General features: G+C 55.5%; 20 protein-coding genes. 10 read left to right on the top strand and 10 right to left on the bottom strand.

Annotated features, from left to right (window positions below; genetic code table 11):
* Positions 1-8: 8 nt before the first annotated feature.
* Positions 9-332 (top strand): hypothetical protein, encoded by a 324-nt coding sequence (locus TGAM_RS11240; RefSeq protein ID WP_048811105.1) that lies wholly within the window; start codon positions 9-11, stop codon positions 330-332.
* A gap of 60 nt (positions 333-392) precedes the next feature.
* Positions 393-1,022, top strand: a complete 630-nt coding sequence (locus TGAM_RS03970) for a diacylglycerol/polyprenol kinase family protein (protein WP_048811106.1) — start codon at positions 393-395, stop codon at positions 1,020-1,022.
* Here TGAM_RS03970 and TGAM_RS03975 read toward each other — a convergent pair whose 3' ends face one another.
* A complete protein-coding gene (locus tag TGAM_RS03975; protein ID WP_193777120.1) occupies positions 1,023-1,823 on the bottom strand; it encodes an SPL family radical SAM protein in 801 nt (266 codons plus the stop codon). It lies immediately after the preceding gene.
* Between the two features lie 37 nt (positions 1,824-1,860).
* Here TGAM_RS03975 and TGAM_RS03980 point away from each other — a divergent pair, with 37 nt between their 5' ends.
* The gene (locus TGAM_RS03980; RefSeq protein ID WP_048811107.1) at positions 1,861-2,508 is read left to right on the top strand and encodes a M48 family metallopeptidase; all 648 of its coding nucleotides are present in this window, start codon (positions 1,861-1,863) and stop codon (positions 2,506-2,508) included.
* Complete coding sequence (locus TGAM_RS03985; RefSeq protein WP_015858402.1) at positions 2,487-2,897, top strand: NfeD family protein; 411 nt, start codon at positions 2,487-2,489, stop codon at positions 2,895-2,897. The genes TGAM_RS03980 and TGAM_RS03985 overlap by 22 nt, the downstream gene beginning before the upstream one ends.
* Here TGAM_RS03985 and TGAM_RS03990 read toward each other — a convergent pair.
* Complete coding sequence (locus TGAM_RS03990; RefSeq protein WP_238516248.1) at positions 2,854-3,294, bottom strand: hypothetical protein; 441 nt, start codon at positions 3,292-3,294, stop codon at positions 2,854-2,856. The two genes, TGAM_RS03985 and TGAM_RS03990, sit on opposite strands and share 44 nt — an antisense overlap.
* A gap of 57 nt (positions 3,295-3,351) precedes the next feature.
* On the opposite strand from TGAM_RS03990, the gene TGAM_RS03995 reads away from it, so the two are divergent.
* Complete coding sequence (locus tag TGAM_RS03995) at positions 3,352-3,780, top strand: CoA-binding protein (protein ID WP_015858404.1); 429 nt, start codon at positions 3,352-3,354, stop codon at positions 3,778-3,780.
* On the opposite strand, the gene TGAM_RS04000 is transcribed toward TGAM_RS03995, so the two are convergent.
* Genes TGAM_RS04000 through TGAM_RS04010 form a run of 3 tightly spaced genes read right to left on the bottom strand, consistent with a single transcriptional unit; the run spans position 3,770 to position 5,523 of the window.
* Entirely contained in the window at positions 3,770-4,117 is a 348-nt protein-coding gene (locus TGAM_RS04000) for a PIN domain-containing protein (protein WP_094745784.1), read from the bottom strand. The genes TGAM_RS03995 and TGAM_RS04000 overlap by 11 nt on opposite strands.
* Before the next feature lie 48 nt (positions 4,118-4,165).
* A complete protein-coding gene (locus TGAM_RS04005; protein WP_238516249.1) occupies positions 4,166-4,390 on the bottom strand; it encodes a hypothetical protein in 225 nt (74 codons plus the stop codon).
* Between the two features lie 32 nt (positions 4,391-4,422).
* Positions 4,423-5,523, bottom strand: a complete 1,101-nt coding sequence (locus TGAM_RS04010; protein ID WP_015858407.1) for a TRM11 family SAM-dependent methyltransferase — start codon at positions 5,521-5,523, stop codon at positions 4,423-4,425.
* A gap of 80 nt (positions 5,524-5,603) precedes the next feature.
* Here TGAM_RS04010 and TGAM_RS04015 point away from each other — a divergent pair, with 80 nt between their 5' ends.
* Genes TGAM_RS04015 through TGAM_RS04035 form a run of 5 tightly spaced genes read left to right on the top strand, consistent with a single transcriptional unit; the run spans position 5,604 to position 8,874 of the window.
* Entirely contained in the window at positions 5,604-6,899 is a 1,296-nt protein-coding gene (locus TGAM_RS04015; protein ID WP_238516250.1) for a prenyltransferase, read from the top strand.
* A complete protein-coding gene (locus TGAM_RS04020) occupies positions 6,874-7,164 on the top strand; it encodes a hypothetical protein (RefSeq protein WP_015858409.1) in 291 nt (96 codons plus the stop codon). The genes TGAM_RS04015 and TGAM_RS04020 overlap by 26 nt, the downstream gene beginning before the upstream one ends.
* Before the next feature lie 38 nt (positions 7,165-7,202).
* Entirely contained in the window at positions 7,203-7,628 is a 426-nt protein-coding gene (locus TGAM_RS04025; RefSeq protein WP_015858410.1) for a secondary thiamine-phosphate synthase enzyme YjbQ, read from the top strand.
* A gap of 1 nt (position 7,629) precedes the next feature.
* On the top strand, positions 7,630-8,469 hold the full coding sequence (locus tag TGAM_RS04030; protein ID WP_015858411.1) for a M55 family metallopeptidase: 840 nt from the start codon (positions 7,630-7,632) through the stop codon (positions 8,467-8,469).
* A gap of 42 nt (positions 8,470-8,511) precedes the next feature.
* On the top strand, positions 8,512-8,874 hold the full coding sequence (locus TGAM_RS04035; RefSeq protein ID WP_048811108.1) for a hypothetical protein: 363 nt from the start codon (positions 8,512-8,514) through the stop codon (positions 8,872-8,874).
* On the opposite strand, the gene TGAM_RS04040 is transcribed toward TGAM_RS04035, so the two are convergent.
* From TGAM_RS04040 to TGAM_RS04060, 5 genes are read right to left on the bottom strand one after another with little or no spacing between them, the layout of a single operon-like run.
* The gene (locus tag TGAM_RS04040) at positions 8,861-9,532 is read right to left on the bottom strand and encodes an ABC transporter ATP-binding protein (protein WP_015858413.1); all 672 of its coding nucleotides are present in this window, start codon (positions 9,530-9,532) and stop codon (positions 8,861-8,863) included. The two genes, TGAM_RS04035 and TGAM_RS04040, sit on opposite strands and share 14 nt — an antisense overlap.
* A complete protein-coding gene (locus tag TGAM_RS04045; RefSeq protein ID WP_048811109.1) occupies positions 9,529-9,993 on the bottom strand; it encodes a hypothetical protein in 465 nt (154 codons plus the stop codon). The genes TGAM_RS04040 and TGAM_RS04045 overlap by 4 nt, the downstream gene beginning before the upstream one ends.
* A complete protein-coding gene (locus tag TGAM_RS04050; protein ID WP_015858415.1) occupies positions 9,990-10,748 on the bottom strand; it encodes an ABC transporter permease in 759 nt (252 codons plus the stop codon). Before TGAM_RS04050 ends, TGAM_RS04045 begins: the two co-directional genes overlap by 4 nt.
* A 4-nt stretch (positions 10,749-10,752) precedes the next feature.
* Entirely contained in the window at positions 10,753-11,751 is a 999-nt protein-coding gene (locus TGAM_RS04055) for a hypothetical protein (RefSeq protein WP_048811110.1), read from the bottom strand.
* Positions 11,752-11,811: 60 nt separating this feature from the next.
* The gene (locus TGAM_RS04060; protein WP_015858417.1) at positions 11,812-13,734 is read right to left on the bottom strand and encodes a helicase C-terminal domain-containing protein; all 1,923 of its coding nucleotides are present in this window, start codon (positions 13,732-13,734) and stop codon (positions 11,812-11,814) included.
* Between the last annotated feature and the right edge of the window lie 24 nt (positions 13,735-13,758).

Raw genomic sequence — 13,758 nt, forward strand, 5'->3', positions numbered from 1 at the left:
TCAATGAGGTGAAGCTTAACCCTCCTCGCTACGGCCTTTCTCTTTCCCTCAAACCGAGCGACGCGGTTGCCGAGAACGGGAAGCTTCAGAGTGACTGTGGAAGCAAGAAGGAAGCTCTCCTCCTCGAAGTCCACCAGATAAAAGTGTCCCTCGTAGCGCTCCCGGATAAAGTCCGGCGCAAGGCTCCATATCTCTCCGTTGGGCCCTTTAACCCAGTAAACGAATGTGTTCTCCCCGAGGAACTTTTCGAGGTTTTCGGGGCTTCCCTCAACGACCACTACGCGCTCAAACGTTACTCGCATGTGTTTCTGTTGTATTATCCCTTTTTATAGTTAACGATAGGCGGGAAAAACCGATAAATACTCCAAACCCAATGATATTAGGGTGAAATCATGGGTTTGAGCAAGAGGGAGCTAATAAGAAAGCTCTGGCACGTTTCGCCCGGAATCCTCGGGGCGCCGATAATACTCTTCACGCCGAGATGGGTTACCCTGCTTGTGGTCTGGTCGCTGGCTTTCCTCTACACGCTCCAGCACCTCAAGCTCAGGCGGGGCTGGAAGTTCACCGTTCCGATAGCGGAGCTGAGTTACCGGACGATGGCGAGGGAAGACGAGCGCGACAACTTCCTCGGGAGCTTCCTCTTCTGGGTGACGATGGGGATTATCTGCACGGTCTTTCCGAAGCTCATGGCGCTCTCGGCCCTATGGGTCTCGACTTTCGGCGACTGCTTCAACGCCATAACTGGACAGGCTCTCGGTGGGCCGAGGATTCCCTGGAACCGGAAGAAGACCCTAATCGGAAGCGCAACGATGTTCATTGTTTCAGTTCTGGTCCTCTGGACTGCCCACAGTGTTCTCTCGCTCGACCCAAGCTGGAGCCTTATCACTGGCGTCGCCCTTGTCGCTACTGCCCTTGAGAGCCTTCCCCTCCGCTCGGCCTACGATGAGTTCACGGTTCCCTTCGCGACAGCTTTCCTCCTGTGGCTCGCCTACGGCGGGTCCCTGCTGTCGCCGGTGTGGTGATTAAATCCGCACAAACCCCCAACCTCTAAAGTGCGTCTCTATGCCCTCCGTTTTTATCCCCAGCGAACGAACCTCGTCGCGGAGCTCCGAGATGAAGGCCCCGAAGAGCTCTTCGCTGGTTAGGATGCAGTAGCTCTCAGGGAACTCGGAGCGGAGCGTTTCCTGAAATTCATTTCCGGCCTTTTTGAGGTTTAGAACTTCGAAGAAGTAGTAATCGACAAAACCACGCGTTTCCTTAACAATCCTCGAAACGTCTGTAACTCCAGGGATTATTGGGCTAACGAAGGTGTAAGTCCGTATTCCCTCCTCGTGGAGCTTCTGAAGGGCGTTTACGCGGGCTTTCATAACCGGTGTCAAGGGTTCCAGGAGGGACTTTTCCCGGCCGTCGAAGGAGTTGAGGGTTAAGCCGACCTCAATCGAGCGGAAGAGCTTGAAAAGGGCAATATCCCTCGTAACTAGGGGCGATTTGGTAAGGATTGAAAGCTCGTTCCTCTTGTCCATGAACCGGAGCGTCGCTCTGGTAAGCTTAAGTTTGGCCTCAACAGGCTGGTAGGGGTCACTTACTGTGGACATCACGATTTTCCCGGAAACGTGCTTTCTCGCTAGCTCGGGCGCGTTGATTTTGGCTATCACCCAGCTCCCCCATTCTCTCTCCCCAAACTCCCGGACTACGTTTTTGGCGTAGCAGTATGGACAGGCGAAGGAACAGCCGACGTACTGGTTGGCGCTCCACGAAACGCCGGGAATTCGCGAACGGGTGTAGAGGGATTTGGCCCTCCGCTTTATGACCTCAACCTTCATAAGCACGGGTAGGGACTACACCTTAAAAGGTGGTCGCATGGAGGTTGAGGTTCGGCACCGGCCTGTCCGCTATGCGAGGCTCGAAATCAAACCCGACGGGAGAATCGTCGTGACGGCGCCGGAAGGCTTTGATGTGGAGGCGTTCATCAAAAAGCACGAAAGGTGGCTGAGAAACCGGCTGAGGGAGCTTGAGGAGGTAAGGAGGGAATCTGCGAGGGGCTTCCCGTTCTTCGGCGAGTTCTACAGGCTTGAGCTGGGGAACGTTCGGAAAGTTGAGCTCAGGGACGGCAAGCTAATCCTCCCGGCCGAGCGCGAGCGGGCGCGGAAGGCTCTGAAGGAGCTCCTGCGGGACAAGGTAGCAGCTCTCGTCACCCTCTACTCCGTCCTGATGGGCGTCTCCCCGGGCAAAATATACATCAGGAACCAGAGAACGAAGTGGGCGAGCTGCTCAAGCAGGGGAAACCTGAGCTTCAACCTCCGTCTCGCGGCTTTGCCCGAGAAACTTATCGAATACGTCGTGATCCACGAGCTCGCCCACCTGCGCTACCTCGACCATTCCAGGGCTTTCTGGAGGTTCGTGGGACGGTTTTATCCGGACTATGGAACCGCTAGGAGGGAGCTGAGGCGCTGGTGGGGAGTAATTGAGGTCAACGAGGGGTGGAGATGGCTGGAGGGAAGGGAGTAAGTCTGCTCAAGCTCATCGCGCTGATTGCAGACGAGATAATCGTTGGTGTTTTCCTTCTCGTTGTTCTTCCAGCCCTTGGAATGGGGGTACCGGTTTTGGTCACGGGGCTGGTTCTGGGAGTCCTCCTCGTCAAGGACGTTCTGATAGCCCCGTACGTGCTCGGAGGCGGGCTCGAAAAACGGCCCAAGGCCGGGCCAGAATCTCTCGTCGGCAGAACCGCTGTGGTCGTGGATGACCTCTCGCCGGAAGGCCTCGTGAAGCTCGACGGCGAGCTCTGGCGGGCAAGATGCTTTCACGGAACCGCGAGGAGGGGAGAAAAGGTTAGGGTTGTTGAAGTTGATGGAACTAAGCTCCTCGTTGAACTCCCAGCGAGCGAAGAACCTCGATAATTTCCTCCGGCCTGTTGGTCGAGAAGGAGACGTCCCAGCCCTTCTTTCGCTTGATGTAGACGCAGGCCTTTGCAGGAAGGGTGAAGTGAATCTTCGCCGGACAGCTCATCCAGCCTTCCCTGACCGCGAACCACTCGATTTCGTCAACCCTAACCGTCTTCCTGAGGAAGAGGCCGAGGAAACCGCTGAGAAATATCCTATCCTCGTAGACCCTAACGCGAAAGGCCATGACCTCAATGAGTATCGTGACGGTAAGGACCGTTGAAACAGCCATTATGGGAACTGCCTCCCCCGTTTTGAGGCTCTCGTAGAGCCCGATGGGCATAAGAACCAAAGGCGGGAGGAGCAAGAGCGTTATCCACTTCGAGTAGAGCGTTTCCTCGTAGAGCATGGCCATCACGGTGAATTCTCGTTAGGGCTTTAAACCCCTTCCCAAACCTATGGTGGTGATACGATGGTTAACGCGATTGCCGTCGACGGACTGACCGACGATGAAGTTAGGGAAATCCTGACGAGGTATCGGAAGATAGCCCTCGTTGGAGCCTCTCCGAAGCCCGAGCGCGACGCGAACGAGGTCATGCGCTACCTCATTGAGAAGGGCTACGAGGTCTATCCGGTCAACCCCCGCTACTCAGAGGTTCTCGGGCGGAAGTGTTACCCGAGCGTCCTCGACATCCCCGAGGAAGTCGAGATAGTTGACCTCTTCGTTCGCCCGGAGTTCGCGAGGGACTACGTTGAGCAGGCGATAAAGAAGGGTGCGAAAGTTGTCTGGTTCCAGTTCGGGACGTTCGACGAAGAAGCCTTTAGAAGAGCCAGGGAAGCGGGCTTAACCGCTGTCGCCCACCGCTGTATCAAGCAGGAACATGAGAGGCTTATCGGGTGATGCCGAGCAGTTTCAGTACCTCTCCGGTGTTCAGGACTTTAATCTCTCTAATCTCCTTTAGCCTTCTGTCATTGCTCCACAGTGGAGCGTTCACCTTGAGGGAGAGGGCAACGAAGTCGGCGTCATCTTTGTCGGGGCATATCTCCAGCGCAAGGGGTATGAACTCTGAGTAGAACTCTTCTGGGACGAAAATAACGTGTTCCCTCAGAATTTCGAGCATTCCCTGGAAAGTCCCCTTATCTATTTTGGCTTTGCGAAGAACTTCTTCCTTGTGTTCTTCCAGTTCTGAAATCGCAAACTCAGGGCTGATTAGTCTTCCTGAGAGGAGGAATACCAGCTCGCGGGTGGTTGTGGATTTCCGAAGAAAGAGAACAGCACGTTCGTGTTAACGACGAGAAGAATATCTTCTCTCAAGGTATTTCCCTCTGCCCTTTTTTGCCAGCCGACCAAGCTCTACGGCGTCTTCCTCGGACAGCCTAGAATCCTTAAGGGCCTCGTTTATCTCCACGAGCGTTTTGAGCCTCTCCGAAATTGTTCTGGCAATCAGCAGGGCTATCCTATCGTCCACGCCCTGCGGGACTTTAACAACAATACCACCCAAGACTACCACCAACACCGGTTGGTTCCCGTGTTATATAACCTTTAGCCCCTCTTCCTTATCACGTGAATATCCCTAACGAGCCTGTGCCTCTCCTCGTAGTCAGGATATCTCCCCAGAACCTCGAAGCCCAGCTTACCGAGCCACCTCCGCTCCTTCCGGTAGATGCTCCCGTCCCTCAGCCTGTAGGCGGGGAAGACGAAGACGACCCTTCCGTTCCTCTTCAAAACCTCGGAGAAGCTCTCGAAGACCGAAAAGTACAGCCTGTCCAGCTCGTTCGCTAACTTTATCGCCTCTCCCCTGCCCGGGTTCCTCTTCAGGGGCTTCCCGAGGTAGGGCTCGGTGACTATGGCATCGAACCTCTCGCGGAAACAGCGCTTCAGCTTCCTCGCGTCGCAGACCTCTATCCTCGCCGAGTTCTTGAGCCTGAACTCCCGCCTGAGCCACTCGATGTTTTTACGTGCTTCCCTAACCCTCTCGGGGTCGCGGTCGCTCCCGTAAGCGGGCAACCCCTGGAGGACGAACTCCTGAAGGACAGTTCCGATACCGCAGAATGGGTCAAGGAAAAGGCCCCTCCTCACCTCGGTGAGGTTCACCATTATTCGAGCGAGCCTCGGTGGAATCGAGAGGATTGGCCTCTGAACCGGTCTTTCCACGTCGAGCTTCTTCAGCTCGAAGGGATCGGTAACCTTAACCGTCTCGCCAACCAGAAAGCTCCCGTCGTCGCGGAACAGGAAAACGACGTCCTTAACTTCAGGAAAGCCCTTTAGAATCAGCTCTGCCGGCATGGAGTAAACCTTAGCGGGCTTGAAGAACTTGGCAGGGCCCTCCTGCTTGAACTCCCTCTTTACGGCGCTTCCCAGCTTCCGCCAGAGCCTCCAGTCGTCCCTCCCGTAGAGGCTTACCGTGAAGAGCTTGGCGTATTCGAGGTCTTTTATCGCCTCTTCCCCCTCGCCGACGATTCTGACAAGCTTTAAGGAACCTCCGAGCCACCGGAAATGCCTCTCTATCGAGGGTCTTGCCTCGATGAGCAACCAGTTAGAATGTTCCTCGAGTAGTTTAACCTTTAGACCGAATCTCCTGCCGAAACTGTAAAATTCCGCCCTGCTCAGCTCTGGATTCTTGCCAAGAATTACCCCGTACATGAAAAAGCCTTTACTCGGGCTTTTAAAAGCCTTTGGGCCGATAATGTTAAGAACCTTTATTCCGTAAGGATTTTACGGGGGTGTTTTGGTTGCTCATCCGTGAAATAATCGAGACGGCTGAAGTCATCCGCGATCCTTATCTCCGGGCAACCACGTATGCTAAAATCGGGGAGCGGCTCGCCCGGGTCAGGGATGCGAAATTCAAGCTAGTTTTTCTAAAGGCAATCGAGACCACGAGGGAGATTGATGATCCCGTCAAGACCTTCAGGGCGCTCCTCTCAATAGGGTATTCTATGAAGAAGGCAGGCCTCCGCTCTGCAAAAAAGATCTACCAGAGGGTTCTTGAGGACTCGCGCGAGCTCCCGGATCCGGTTAGGGATGACCTCATGGTTCTCGCGGCGCGCTACATGCTCGGTCTTGGCGAGATAAACGAGGCCATAATCTACGCGATGGAGGTCAAGAACCCCTCCCTCAGGGATACCGTTCTCCTCCAAATAATACGAAGGAATACCTCCCTCATAGGCACCGAGAAGGTCAGGGTTGCCTACAGGATACGGAAGAGCAAAATGGCCCTCGAAAACATCTCTACGGAACCCCACCGCTCGAAGGCTCTCATTGAGATAATGAAGTCGTACTTCCTCCTGAGTAGCTACGAGAACGGGATAGCCACGATCAGGGAGATTGAGCAGAGGGAGTGGGCCAAGTACGCCTTTAAGGAGGCCCTGTTCTTCCTCAAGGAGAGGGGGGTTATTGAGAAGTACGTTCCAAACCTCAAGGAACTCGCCAAGTATCTCGTTGGGAAGTTTGGGGATGATTTCAAGATAGAGCTGGGCGTTGCCTTTGCACTCGCAGAGGAACCCGTTGAGGCGGCGGACCTGTTGAGGAAGCTCGACGGTGACAAAGCCCTCGTTGAAGTCGCCATCAGGCTCCTTGAGGTTGCCCCGAGGTACCTCCCCTCGTTCATCCGCGTTCTGAACGAGCGCGAGGCGACAGAAGTTGGAAGGGCCCTCATGAACCGCTTCCTTGAGAACCCCGACGAGGGGGAGTGGGAAACGATCAGGGCGATATGGGAGCGCTCCCGGAGCGAGGAGATCAGGGTTAAGATAGCGCGCTATTCCCTCGTCAAGGGCGACATAGACGGCGCCATGAAGGTCGTTGAGCACATAGAGAACGAAAGGCTCCGCTCGATAGTCTTGGCAGATATAGCCCACAGGTTACTCAAGATGGGGGACGTTTCAAGGGCTATTGACGTTGCCCTTGAAGTTAGGGATCCGAAGTTCTCTTCCATTCTGATAGCTGAAATCCTGATCGGAGCCCTTGACAGGGAGATAGAGGCCAAGGTGATAGTCAATGGAAAGGCTAAGAATCACTCTTAGACGAAAGAAGAGCGATCCCGTTGATTATGCAAGGGACCTTGCGGAGGCCCTGCTTGAGGGCAGGGTTATTGGGGAGGACGTTCTCTTCAGGGACGCGGTGAACGAGATCTACACCACCCTGAAGGAGGCTCTCTTCAAGGGAAAGGAGGGAAACGAGAACCTGATCCAGGCCTATGAGCTCGCCGTCGTACTCCGCTACCTTGTACAGGATGGCGTTAAGACCTCAAGGGAGATACTTGAGGAACTCGTTCAGATCCTCGAATGAGTTTTAAGCTCTTTTTCCAACTTTCCCCGGTGGTCCCGATGTTGCTGAGTTTTGAAGTGTCCACGACTGAAAGGTTTCAGATCATTGACGTGACCGACGAGGTTCAGCGGCTCGTGTGGAAGGGGAAGCTGAGGCACGGCATAGCTGTTGTTTTTACAAAGCATACGACAACCGGCCTGATGATAAACGAGCCGGAAAAAGGACTTCTTGAGGACATCAAGGCCAAGATGAAGGAACTAATTCCGAGGGGTGCCGGTTACAAACATGACAGGATTGACAGCAACGCCCACTCCCACCTCAGGGCAAGCCTGTTCCTGAACACCGAACTAGTCGTTCCCGTTGATGAGGGCGAGCTGGTTCTCGGCACGTGGCAGAGAATACTCTTCGTTGAGCTCGATGGGCCGAGACACCGGAAGATCATGGTTATGCTCTGTCCCTGTCCTGAGTATCCGGAGGAGGAGTGAAATGAGGGCGTTTATCTCGGTTGACCTGGAGGGCCTTCCCCATGTCGTCAGCAGGGAGCACCTCTTCGTTAAGGGGGCCCTGTACAGCGAGGCCCGGAGGATAGCGACTGAAGTCGTCAAAACCGCGGCCGAGGCCTTATACCAGAACGGTTTTGACGAGGTTGTGGTGGCTGACAGTCACGGCCCCATGGTGAACGTCATCCCGGAGGAGATGCCGGACTACGTGGAGCTCGTGAGGGGCTTTCCTAGGCCCCTGAGCATGGTCGCCTTCGCGAAGGGAAGCGATGCGGCAATTTTTCTCGGCTACCACGCTAAGGCGGGAACAGGCTACGCAACCTTCGACCATACATACAGCGGCTCGACCATTGATCGGCTCGAGATAAACGGAATCGAGGTCAGCGAGTTCCTCCTCAACGCGTACCTCCTCGGTAGCTGGGGGGTTCCAGTGATACTTGTCGGTGGGGACGCGAGGCTCATAGAGGATGTCAAAAAGTTTGCCCCTTGGGCGGTTGGAATAGCCTTCAAGGAGAGCCTCTCCCGTTACGCCGCCAAGAGCCCGAGCCTTGGGAAGGTGAAGGCTTTACTCAAGGCTGGTGTTACGGAGGCGGTCATCAAGCTTGAGGAAGGAGAAGCAAAGCCCCTAAAGGCAAAGGAACCCGTTGAGGTTAAGCTTCGCTTCCTGAGCAGCGCCTTCGCCGACGCGGCTGAACTGCTGCCCATCATCGAGCGCATTGACGGGAAGACAGTCAGGTTCGAAGCGGAGACGGTTGAAGATGCCTACCGGATCGTTGAACTGCTGATCCTCGCCGGGGCGGGCGTCAACGCGATAGCAACGCGGTAACGGGCCGAAAAGCTTATGCGAAGAATTGATCAATTCGAACCGATGAGGATAGTTAAGGTTCCGCGCGACGATCGAGTTGGTGTTATCCCCTATGGATCGGTTCCCGAGGTTGAGCTGATCATCGAGGTGGTTCCCAAGAGGGGTGAGCTGCTGATCCGAACAACGAACCCAAACACCGTGAAGGTAGAGATAACCAACGAAGTCGAGCTGTACAAGTACGACGGCTTCTGGGCCAGGCTCGACCCGGGGATAGTTTTCATCGAGAGGAGGATAGTGCTCCTGCCCGGTGAAACCTACGAGCAGAGGCTCCCCGTCGATTTAAGCCCCGGCCGCTACAAGGTCGTTAAGTTCGCCTACGTGGACGGCGCAAGGGTTAGGGTCGAGAAGGAGTTTACTGTGATGTGAAGGAGAGGGAGTAGAGGTTTCTCAGCACTTCCTTCATTTCAGTTACTTCTCCCTGCGCCACCAGCCTTCCGCCTGCTATAACGTAGACCCTGTCGACCACTGGCAGGAGAGGCTCCCAGATGTGGCTTATCAGCAGAAAGTTGGTTTCCTTTCTCAGGGTTTTGATTATCTCCACGACCCTACCCATGGCCTCAAAGTCGAGGTTAGCCAGAGGTTCATCGATCATAACCAGCTCGGGATCACCAACTAAAGCCTGAGCGAGGCTCAGCTTCTTCCTCATTCCCGAAGAGTACTCTCGGATCCTCCTGTCGAGGAAGTCGATGCCGAGCAGTTCCGCCACCTCATCCGGATTGCCGCCCCTGTATTCAGCGAAGAGTTCCAACCACTCCCTGCCCGTGACGAAGGGCGGGAAACCCGCTGGATCGAAGGAGACACCGACTTTCCTCTTGAATTCCGCGTCCCTCCAGGGATCCTTTCCGAGAACCCTTATTCTGCCGGAGGTCGGGCGGTAGACTCCGGCCGCTATCTTGAAGAACGTGCTCTTTCCGCCGCCGTTTGGGCCGACGATAAGGTTTACTCCCCCGGGAATCTCAACGGTCACGCCGTCGAGAGCCCTAATGCTCCCGAAGTACTTTTTCAGATCACTCGCCTCGATCAACGGGACCACCCCCTTATCATGACGGCGAGCAGAATCGAGGCGGCTATTCCTATGATGGAGTAACGCTCCTGGGTTCTTTCGGGTGCGTGGAAGTCCGTCACCACGAGACTGCAGATGGCCGAGCCGTTCCCCCTAAGAGCGAGCACGTAGGTGCCCTCGTGGGGAACTGGGAAGCTGGCCTTCAGGCTGCCATAGATGGGGGCCTCGAAAACGATCTTCCCGGTGAAGACGTTTTTGAGGTAGATTTGACCCCTCCCGTTTCCGCACGTGAGGTTCACCCTTGACCAAGCCGGGATGTGGAGGGAAAGCGTGCTCTGCATGGTGTAGTTTCCGCTCTCGAGCCTGCTCACCTGAACCGGGGGAATCGTTATTGATTCACCGGACTTGAGGGGATAGACAACCAAGAGAGCGACCGTCGAGAGAACGAGGGAGAGCAGCACTCCCGCCAGAAATCGCCTCAAACCACATCCCTCCTTTCTACCAGCGCTAGGGAAAGCGCAACAAAAACCGCCGGGACGACGACTCCTTGGAGGACGTAACCCGAACTGAAGGCCTGACCCAGATACTTGGGGATGGCGGTGACGAAACTGAAGGGCGGGAGGTTGAGGCCGAGGAAGCTGGGAAGGAGGATCAGTATGAAGGATATCATTATGGCCTGGGAGGAGTTTGGAAGCACGAGGGAGACGAGCACCGACAGAGAAGCCGAGTATAGGGCGAAATACAGGGCAAAGACCAGCAGGTGCCTGAAGCTCTCCCAGCCAAAGAGCCCGGAGAAGAGGTTGGGGACGCTGGCGAAGGCCATCGCAAGGAACAGAAACATTGGGAAATACAGCAGGAGGAGCGAGTACACGAGAAGAACCAGGAACTTGGTTCCAAAGAGCTTTTTCTTTGAAATGGGGAGGGTGAATATCGCCTGGGCGTAGCCGCCCTCCCTGTCGGCCCGGAAGATCATGGCGCTCATGATGATTATAAAGATCGAGAGGAGGATCCAGAAGTGATTCAGTCCAAAGGTGGAGAGAATAACGCTCCCCGTTGGGCTCTTGGAAAGGGGCATCCCCTCGCTTCCCCCGCCGATGGACCCTCCGGTTGAGTAAGAAAACGCCCTGCCATGACTCAGCAGGTCTGAGGTCAGAACCATCAGGAGGGTAGGAATCCCAGCGACGAGCATTGAAACCCTCAGGTGCTCGGAGAGCTCCCACTTAAAGAGCCCCTTCAAGCTCTCACCTCCTTTGATAGGCCACGAGCGGAAGGAACAGGGAGGCGAGAAAGAGGTAAACCAGGGGCGTCCTCGGAGGTTTGCCGGCGATGTGAAGGTTGCCGATGTTGATGTTTGCGTCGTAGAGGCTGAGGCCCTGGGGTCTTATTGTCTTCAGCTTTCCCTTGAGGAGTTCTTCCTTGTGAAGCATGTTGTAACGTTCTGCCTCAACGTCGTTCGGGGATATTGAGACTATCCCGATGGCCCTGAGATCCGGAGCGGAGCCCATCATGACCTCCGTGATGTCGAGGGCAGGATTGTAGTAATAAATGTCTGCAAAACTGCTCTGATAGAAAGGCAGGGTGATGTGGGACCAGTTGGTTATGAGGTTACCGTTGGGGCGCTGGAACGTCCTCCAGTAGGTGATGATATCGTAGTCGGTCTCGTCGTTTCTAACGACCGTCACGGCGCTCCCGTTGATGATTGCGAAAACGTCCCCGGGTTTGAGCTCTCGCAGGCCCCAGAGGACGGTGTGGCCGAGATAAGTTCCCGAGCGGTCGTAGACCTTTCCGTCGGGTGTCACGATGTAGGTTCCCCTCAGCGTTAGGGGGTGCTCCACTATCACCGTAGTCACGTTTATCTGGACAGTTTTCCCGTCTTTTTCAAGTGGAACCTGTCCGATCAGGCTCTCCCCGGATCCCCAGAAGTTGCAGCGCGCCTTTCCCGTCAGAAACGTGATGTGAAAGCCCGGAGATCTGATCGTTGAGTTTCTGGACGGCTCAAGAAGAACGGTAACCCCTATTTCAACTCCGCCCTTGGAGACGTTCAAAACCGAGAAGTTCACTGTGAGGCTTGAGACGCCGATTATCAGGAAGTTCGTTCCGTTGCAGGAGTAGAGGAGACCGGTATTGCCGCTGGGATCCTCGGCGTGATAAGTCAGGTAAACCCCCGGTCTCAACCATGAGGGGTATGCTAGAACTCCCGGAAGGAAGAGGAGGGGTAGGAGCAGGAGAAGGCGCTTCATGATCTTCCCCCGAAACAACTTGGTGAGAAGTTCTTAAATACCTTTCTCCTGCTTAAGGATCTAACCCTTAGTCGGGGTTCCCCAGAACCTCCTCAGATACAGCCGCATCCTCGCGAGATCAACGGGTTTCATAGTTTCTACCATCCAGTCGGGGAAGTCCTTTCTAACGTTCCTCCAGAGGACGCGGTAGTCGAGGATTATTATCGAGCCCTTCTCCTCCGCCGAGCGGTGAACCCTTCCGGCGGCCTGAACGAGCTTCCTGTGGGCCGGCAAGTAATAGCCGTAGTAGCGGCCCTTTCCAGGGAACTTGCGCTCGAAGTACCTTATCTGGGCCTGGACGCGCGGTGTGGGCCTCGCGTATGGAATCCCAACGAGGATCACACCGTTCATCTCGTCGCCCGAGTAGTCCTGTCCCTCGCTGTTTCTCCCTCCCATAACGCCGAGCAAAACTGCACCGTTGCCCCTCGCGTGGGCCTTAAAGCTCGCCACCATCGCGTCGTTCTCAGCAGAGCTCGTCCCCTGCCTCTCGATGAAGATGGCCTTTCCGGTCTCCTCAAGCCTGACCTGAAGGTTCGCAGACAGGAGGCCCTGGAGAACCTCGTAAGAGGCCGTGAAGACGCCGACGTTCTTGGGGATCAGCTTGACGGCTTCAACTATGTACTCCGTCATCCTCCGGTAGAGGTCGAGGGAGCGTTCCTCACCGCGCGTGGATACGTCTTTGGCAACGAGAACCTGGGCGTTTTCGCGCTTCACCATGCGCGGGAACTTCTTCAGCCTGGCGTTCTCGATGTCCATCACGTCGCGAAATGCCTCCAGAGGGGTGAGTGTGCCGGACATGAAAACCGCGCTCTGGACGTCGCGGATGAATGTCAAAGCCTTCGAGGGGTCCAGAGCAACTAGTTCAAGGCTCAACCCCCTCTCCCTGGTGAGGAGGAAGAGGTAATCGTCCCGTCCGATCAGCGAGAGCCACAGGAGAAGGAACTCCCCAACCCTTCCAATGTAGCTCCTCGGCGGCTTGTTCTTGTTTATCCTGTCCTCCCTTATTGAATCGCCGACCGCCACCATCTCGTTGAGGGTCTTAACGAGCCACCGGGTATCGAGCCCGAGGACGTTCATGACGTGGCCGAACACGAGCTCCGGCGCTATGGGGGTTTCCTCAACATCGCGGCTGCCGAGCTTCTCCGAGTACAGGATCTCCAGGCCCTTCCCGAATATGCTGAGAAAGTTGGCTATCTCGTGCTCCCTGTACTCATCTGCCTCTTTGATTGCTCTGTTCACGGTGTGGATGCTCATCCTGTCGCTCAAAGCCGAGATGGCCTGATCCGGCAGGTTGTGGGCCTCGTCAAAGATGACTATCAAATCGGAGTAATCGAGGTCAAGGTAGGTCATGAAGTTCTCCCGTATCGTGGGGTTGAGGGCGTAGAGGTAGCTCGCAACGATGACGTCAGCCTTGTATGCTATCATCCTGGTGACATCGTAGGGGCAGACCTCAAGGGTCTCGGCATAGTTCAGGATCTCGGCCGGATGTCCGGGAGTTTCGAGGAAGAAGCGCGTGAGTTCCTCGACTTCCGCCTTTTTCTTCTTCTCGTTCTCGTAGAACTGGCACTTCCCGCTCTTCCGCAGGTTCTTGCAGACCACCATGGCGGTGTAAGCGTCGCTGGTGTATTCCCTCAGGTAGTTGTGGAGGCACAGCTCTTTCCTGCTTCTCATCTCAACCCCCGAGACCCGCGCCTTCCGGTTTATTGCCTTGAGCTCCTCTATAACCCTGTCCATCTGCCTGTGGGTTCTGGCCAGGTAGAGAACCTTGAAGCCCAGCTCCTTGGCTACCGGAAGAACTCCAGCCAGAACGCTCACGGTCTTTCCGAAGCCAGTTGGGGCCTCGATGATAACGTTCTCGCCCCTCTCAACTGCCCCTCTAACCAGTTCGATGAACTCCAACTGGTGCGGACGTGGTTCGTAGGGTAGGTACTCGAGTTCAGTCATGGCTCTCCGGAGGAGTAGGAAGGG

This window comes from Thermococcus gammatolerans EJ3 (assembly GCF_000022365.1).
GTDB lineage: Archaea > Methanobacteriota_B > Thermococci > Thermococcales > Thermococcaceae > Thermococcus > Thermococcus gammatolerans.

Excerpts from the sequence above, each read along its gene's own strand:
- TGAM_RS03970 (WP_048811106.1), top strand. The coding sequence starts at position 393 with ATGGGTTTGAGCAAGAGGGAGCTAATAAGAAAGCTCTGGCACGTTTCG.
- TGAM_RS03975 (WP_193777120.1), bottom strand. The coding sequence starts at position 1,823 with ATGAAGGTTGAGGTCATAAAGCGGAGGGCCAAATCCCTCTACACCCGT.
- TGAM_RS03980 (WP_048811107.1), top strand. The coding sequence starts at position 1,861 with ATGGAGGTTGAGGTTCGGCACCGGCCTGTCCGCTATGCGAGGCTCGAA.
- TGAM_RS03985 (WP_015858402.1), top strand. The coding sequence starts at position 2,487 with ATGGCTGGAGGGAAGGGAGTAAGTCTGCTCAAGCTCATCGCGCTGATT.
- TGAM_RS03990 (WP_238516248.1), bottom strand. The coding sequence starts at position 3,294 with ATGGCCATGCTCTACGAGGAAACGCTCTACTCGAAGTGGATAACGCTC.
- TGAM_RS03995 (WP_015858404.1), top strand. The coding sequence starts at position 3,352 with ATGGTTAACGCGATTGCCGTCGACGGACTGACCGACGATGAAGTTAGG.
- TGAM_RS04010 (WP_015858407.1), bottom strand. The coding sequence starts at position 5,523 with ATGTACGGGGTAATTCTTGGCAAGAATCCAGAGCTGAGCAGGGCGGAA.
- TGAM_RS04020 (WP_015858409.1), top strand. The coding sequence starts at position 6,874 with ATGGAAAGGCTAAGAATCACTCTTAGACGAAAGAAGAGCGATCCCGTT.
- TGAM_RS04025 (WP_015858410.1), top strand. The coding sequence starts at position 7,203 with ATGTTGCTGAGTTTTGAAGTGTCCACGACTGAAAGGTTTCAGATCATT.
- TGAM_RS04030 (WP_015858411.1), top strand. The coding sequence starts at position 7,630 with ATGAGGGCGTTTATCTCGGTTGACCTGGAGGGCCTTCCCCATGTCGTC.
- TGAM_RS04035 (WP_048811108.1), top strand. The coding sequence starts at position 8,512 with ATGAGGATAGTTAAGGTTCCGCGCGACGATCGAGTTGGTGTTATCCCC.
- TGAM_RS04055 (WP_048811110.1), bottom strand. The coding sequence starts at position 11,751 with ATGAAGCGCCTTCTCCTGCTCCTACCCCTCCTCTTCCTTCCGGGAGTT.
- TGAM_RS04060 (WP_015858417.1), bottom strand. The coding sequence starts at position 13,734 with ATGACTGAACTCGAGTACCTACCCTACGAACCACGTCCGCACCAGTTG.